We start from the raw sequence: 4,762 nt of genomic DNA, 5'->3' as shown, positions 1-4,762 counted from the left end.
AGGCCGGGCCGGCGCGAGGCCGGCCGCGGCGCCGTGCCCACCGGAAGCCGCGCGCCCGCCGGACACCTGCCGGGACGCCTTCTGGGACGCCTTCTGGGACAGGCCCGTGGCTGGGCCGGGGGCTGGGTCCGCTTGCTGCTGCTGCTCTTCCTCGCCCTGCCCCTGGCGACCATCCTGGCCTTCCGCGTGCTGCCCGTGCCCGTGACGCCGCTGATGCTGATCCGCGGCATCCAGGGCTACGAGCTGCACCACGACTGGGTGCCGTATGACGCGATCGCCCCCAGCCTCGCGCAGGCAGTGATCGCCTCGGAGGACAACACCTTCTGCACCCAGGCCCTGGGCTTCGACTTTCCCGCCCTGCGCGGCCAGGTCGAGACCCTGCTGGAAGGCGAGCGGCCGCGCGGCGCCAGCACCATCACCATGCAGACGGCCAAGAACCTGATGCTCTGGCCCGGGCGCGATCCCGTGCGCAAGCTGCTGGAATCCTGGCTGACGCCGCAGATCGCCCTGCTCTGGCCGAGACAGCGGGTGCTGGAGGTCTATCTGAACATCGTCGAGTTCGGGCCGGGCATCTACGGTGCGGAGGCCGCCGCCCGGGCCTTCTTCAACAAGCCCGCCTCGGCGCTGACGCTGCGGGAATCGACCCAGCTCGCCGTGGTGCTGCCCAGCCCGCTGCACTGGGTCGCCAATCGTCCCAGCACCTGGCTGCGCCAGCGCGCCGCCACGATCCGGGCACGGATCGGCGAGCTGGGGCCGCTGCTCGATTGCACCCGCTGAGACAGGCTGGGGCGCCGCCCGGCAATGTTGCCAATCCGTAGCGGGATATCGCAATCTGGGGTTGTGAACCCCGCCCCCACGCCCCCTTCCCCCGCAACGGTTCACCCGCGGCGTCCGACTCCGGAACCGCCGGGGGCGATGTCACACGGGGGAAAGCCGCCATCCTGGCCGGGGCTGCGGCGCCTTCGCGTTCCCGTCCGCCTGCTGCGCTTCATCCTGCACCACCCGCTGGCCGGTCGGCGCCCCGCCGCCGCCCTCCTGCGCCTGCTGCGTTGGCAGATCGGCGGACGGCTCACCGGCATGCCGGCGGTGATGCCCTTTGTCGGGCCGACGCGGCTGCTACTGCAAAGGGGGCATTCCTCCGCCAGCGCCAACCTCTATGCCGGGCTGAGCGATTTCGCGGAGATGGGCTTCCTGCTGCATCTGCTGCGCCCGGGCGACCTCTTCGCCGATATCGGGGCCAATATCGGCGCCTATACCGTCCTGGCCGCCGGCGTGGCGGGGGCGGAGGTGCTGGCCTTCGAGCCCGCGCCCGCCACGTTGCCGCATCTGCGCGACAACCTGCGTCTCAACGACCTGGAGACGCGCGTGACGGTGTTGCCGCTGGCCCTGGGCGAGCGCCCCGGCACGCTGCGGCTCAGCGCCCGGCGCGGCGCCGCTAACCGGGTGCTGCTGGAGCGCGAGGCGGAGGACGCCGTCCACATCTCCGTCTCCACGCTGGACGAGATCCTGCCCCACCGCACGCCGCTTCTGCTGAAGCTGGATGTCGAGGGCTACGAGGCGCGGATCCTGGCCGGGGCCGGGAAGCTCCTGGCCCGTCCGGGGCTGCGGGCAGTGCTGGTCGAGACCATGGCGCACGCGGAACGCTATGGCGACAGCACCCGGCGGATCGACGATCTCCTGCGCGCGCAGGGCTTCGCCCCCTTCGACTACGACCCGCGTCGCCGCGCCCTCACGCTGCGCGATGCGCCGGGCGATCCGAACACGCTTTATCTGCGGCAGGTGAATGCCGTGGCGGCCCGCCTCGCCACCGCGCCCGCCATCACCTTGCTGGGCGAGCGTTTCTGAGGCGGGCGGCGGCCCGGCGACAGGCAGGGGTGGAGCCGGATTCCGCCTCCATCGCGGGGGTGCCGGCAGGCGCCGGTGCGATCCGGGGGGATCAGCGGCGCAACCGGGGCGTCCCATCCTGGGTCAGGGCCGCCGTGCCCCGCTTCCGGGGCGGCAGGCGCCGGCGATCATGGAAATAGTGGCCCAGCGCGGCGACGAGCAGGAGAACGAGCAGCAGAGCGCCCGCATCCGCGGCGTAGGCTCCGTTCCCCACAGTGTCACCATGGGGAAGCCGCTCCGCGACCAGCGTCATGTCCTGTCCCGGCGCAGCGATCACCTTCTCCATACCCACTCTCCCTTGCCCGCCCGGAACAGGCACCCCGACAGAGACCTATGCAGCCCGCACACCCATCCCATCGCCGTTCCGGAGCCAGCTGGAAGAGGTTTCATTCGCGTTCGTTAGTATCATTTTATCTACAAATGTAGGCTTAGCACAGCGTGCTGAGCAAAGGTATCACTTTGTTGGTTCATGTTGCATGAATGGTTGCAGAACGGGCCGAACGAGAAGTGGCTCTCTCTGTGGAGGTGTTACGGGAATTTCCACCACTCCATCGTGAAAAAGGCATTGAAGCAATATTTGCGCACTAGAAGATTTGTATAAATTTAATTTTATTACAATTTTTTAGACATCATGGTGCTGTTTCTGGCCAGAGCCGCCGCCTGGCCTCCGACTCCTCCACAGGGATGAATTCCAGCCCGGCGGGAACTGCTCTAGAACTCCGGCATGACCGTCCTCGCCATCCACGACCTTACCGTGCGCCTCGCGGGCCGGACGCTGCTGGACGGCGCCTCGCTGCAACTCGACCCCGGGCACAAGATCGGCCTCGTCGGCCGCAACGGGGTCGGCAAGTCCACCCTGTTCCGGGTGCTGACCGGGCAATTGCAGCCCGATGGCGGCGAGGTCCGCTTCGCGGCGCGCGCCCGCATGGCCTATCTGGCGCAGGAGGCCCCGGGCGGCACCGATTCGCTGCTGGACACGGTGCTGGAGGCCGATACCGAGCGTGCCACGCTGCTGGCGGAGCTAGAGGCCGGAGTCGAGCCGCTGCGCGAGGCGGAGCTGCACGAGCGCCTGCGCGCCATCGGCGCCGACGCCGCCCCGGCGCGCGCCGCCACGGTGCTGGCCGGGCTGGGCTTCGACGCGGCGGCGCAGGCGCGCCCGGTGGGCGAGTATTCCGGCGGCTGGCGGATGCGCGTGGCGCTGGCCCGGGCGCTGTTCCTGGAACCGGACCTGCTGCTGCTGGACGAGCCGACCAACCACCTGGACCTGGAAGCGACGATCTGGCTGGAGGGCTGGCTTCGCCGCTTCGCCGGCGCCGCGATCATCATCAGCCATGACCGCGACCTGCTGGACCGCTGCGTGGACGGGATCGCGCATCTGGAGGGCGGGAAGATCACCGCCTATCCCGGCGGCTATGGCGAGTTCCTGCGCATCCGCAACGAGCGCCGGGCGCAGCAGATGGCGCAGAACACGAAGATCGCGGCCGAGCGGGCGCATATGCAGGCCTTCGTGGACCGCTTCCGCTACAAGGCCAGCAAGGCGCGGCAGGCGCAGTCGCGGCTGAAGGCGCTGGAGAAGCTGCCGCCGATCGAGGCGGTGACCGAGGACCGCGTCACCCCCTTCGCCTTTCCCGAGCCGGCCGAGGTGGCGCCGCCGATCCTGACCATGATGGGCGCCAGCGTGGGCTATGACGGGCGCCCGATCCTGCGGGGGCTGGACCTGCGGCTGGACAGCGACGACCGCGTGGCGCTGCTGGGCGCCAACGGCAACGGCAAGTCCACCCTGGCCAAGCTGATCGCCGGGCGGATGGAGGCGATGGGCGGCGAGGTCCGCCGCACGCCGCGCCTCAAGGTCGGCTTCTTCGCCCAGCACCAGGCGGAGGAGCTGAACCCGGACGGCACGCCGCTGACACACATGCAGGCGGCGCTGCCCAAGGCGACGGAAACGCAGTGCCGCGGCCAGCTCGCGCGCTTCGGCCTGGACGAGGACCGTGCCACGACCCTGGTGCGCGACTGCTCGGGCGGGGAGAAGGCGCGGCTGCTGCTGGCGCTTTGCACGCGCGATGCGCCGCAACTGCTGATCCTCGACGAGCCGACCAACCACCTGGACATGGATGCGCGCGAGGCGCTGATCCGCGCCCTGGCCGATTACGGCGGCGCGGTGGTGCTGATCACCCACGACCCGCGGCTGGTGGAACTGGTGGCGGACCGGCTCTGGCTGGTGGCGGATGGCGCCGTGTCGTCCTTCGATGGCGACATGGAGGACTACCGCAACTTCCTGCTCGAACGCGCCCGCCCCGTGGCGCGCGACACCGGCCCGGCGAAGCGCGACGACCGCCGCGAGCGCGCCGAGGCCCGCGCCGCCCTGGCGCCGCTGCGCGAACGGGTGAAGCAGATCGAGAAGCTGCTGGAGAAGCTGCGGCTGGAGGACGGGCTGATCGAGCGCAAGCTCGCCGACCCGGAGTTCTATGCCAAGCGCAGGCCGGCCGACATCGCCTGGGCCAATACCCGCCGCGCCGCCATCGCGCGGGAGGTGGAGGCGCTGGAGGAGGAGTGGCTGGCGCTGGGGGAGAAGCTGGAAGCGGCATGAGCGCCATCCGCCCCGCCCATCCCGCCGAGGCACGGCGGATCGCCGAGATCCATGTCGCCGCCTGGCGCGAGACCTATCCCGGCCTGCTGCCCGGGGCGGCGATCGCCGCGCGGACCGTGGAGGACGGCGAGGCGATCTGGCGCGCGGTGCTGGCCGATGCCGCGGCGCGCCCGGTCCTCGTGCTGCAGGAGGCACCCGGCGCCCCGCTCCTCGGCTTCGGCGCCTGCGGCCCGCAGCGGGACGCGGCGCTGAGGGCGGCGGGCTTTCCCGGCGAGATCACCGCCCTGTACC

General features: G+C 70.8%; 4 protein-coding genes and 1 pseudogene. 4 read left to right on the top strand and 1 reads right to left on the bottom strand.

The genetic code is table 11. The features are described from left to right. A partial coding sequence (gene mtgA, locus ROTAS13_RS19490; RefSeq protein ID WP_371329207.1) for a monofunctional biosynthetic peptidoglycan transglycosylase occupies positions 1-777 on the top strand: 777 nt, incomplete at its 5' end. A 138-nt stretch (positions 778-915) separates the two neighbouring features. Beyond that, positions 916-1,845, top strand: coding sequence for an FkbM family methyltransferase (locus ROTAS13_RS19485; RefSeq protein ID WP_171979163.1), 930 nt, complete (start codon positions 916-918; stop codon positions 1,843-1,845). A gap of 91 nt (positions 1,846-1,936) precedes the next feature. Here the strand turns inward: ROTAS13_RS19485 and ROTAS13_RS19480 are convergent, their stop codons facing one another. After that, complete coding sequence (locus tag ROTAS13_RS19480) at positions 1,937-2,170, bottom strand: hypothetical protein (RefSeq protein ID WP_019461737.1); 234 nt, start codon at positions 2,168-2,170, stop codon at positions 1,937-1,939. 438 nt (positions 2,171-2,608) lie between these two features. Between ROTAS13_RS19480 and ROTAS13_RS19475 the strand changes: the two genes are divergently transcribed. Both ROTAS13_RS19475 and ROTAS13_RS19470 read left to right on the top strand, forming a co-directional pair. Continuing rightward, positions 2,609-4,471 (top strand): ABC-F family ATP-binding cassette domain-containing protein, encoded by a 1,863-nt coding sequence (locus ROTAS13_RS19475; protein ID WP_019461738.1) that lies wholly within the window; start codon positions 2,609-2,611, stop codon positions 4,469-4,471. Further along, positions 4,468-4,762: pseudogene (locus ROTAS13_RS19470) on the top strand (hypothetical protein); the annotation flags it as partial. The gene ROTAS13_RS19475 and the pseudogene ROTAS13_RS19470, both read left to right, overlap by 4 nt.

Origin of the sequence: Roseomonas sp. TAS13 (genome assembly GCF_001950415.1) — a bacterium.
Lineage (GTDB): Bacteria > Pseudomonadota > Alphaproteobacteria > Acetobacterales > Acetobacteraceae > Roseomonas > Roseomonas mucosa.
The sequence above is the reverse complement of the archived record's forward strand: the minus strand, read 5'-3'. Positions and strand labels throughout refer to the sequence as shown.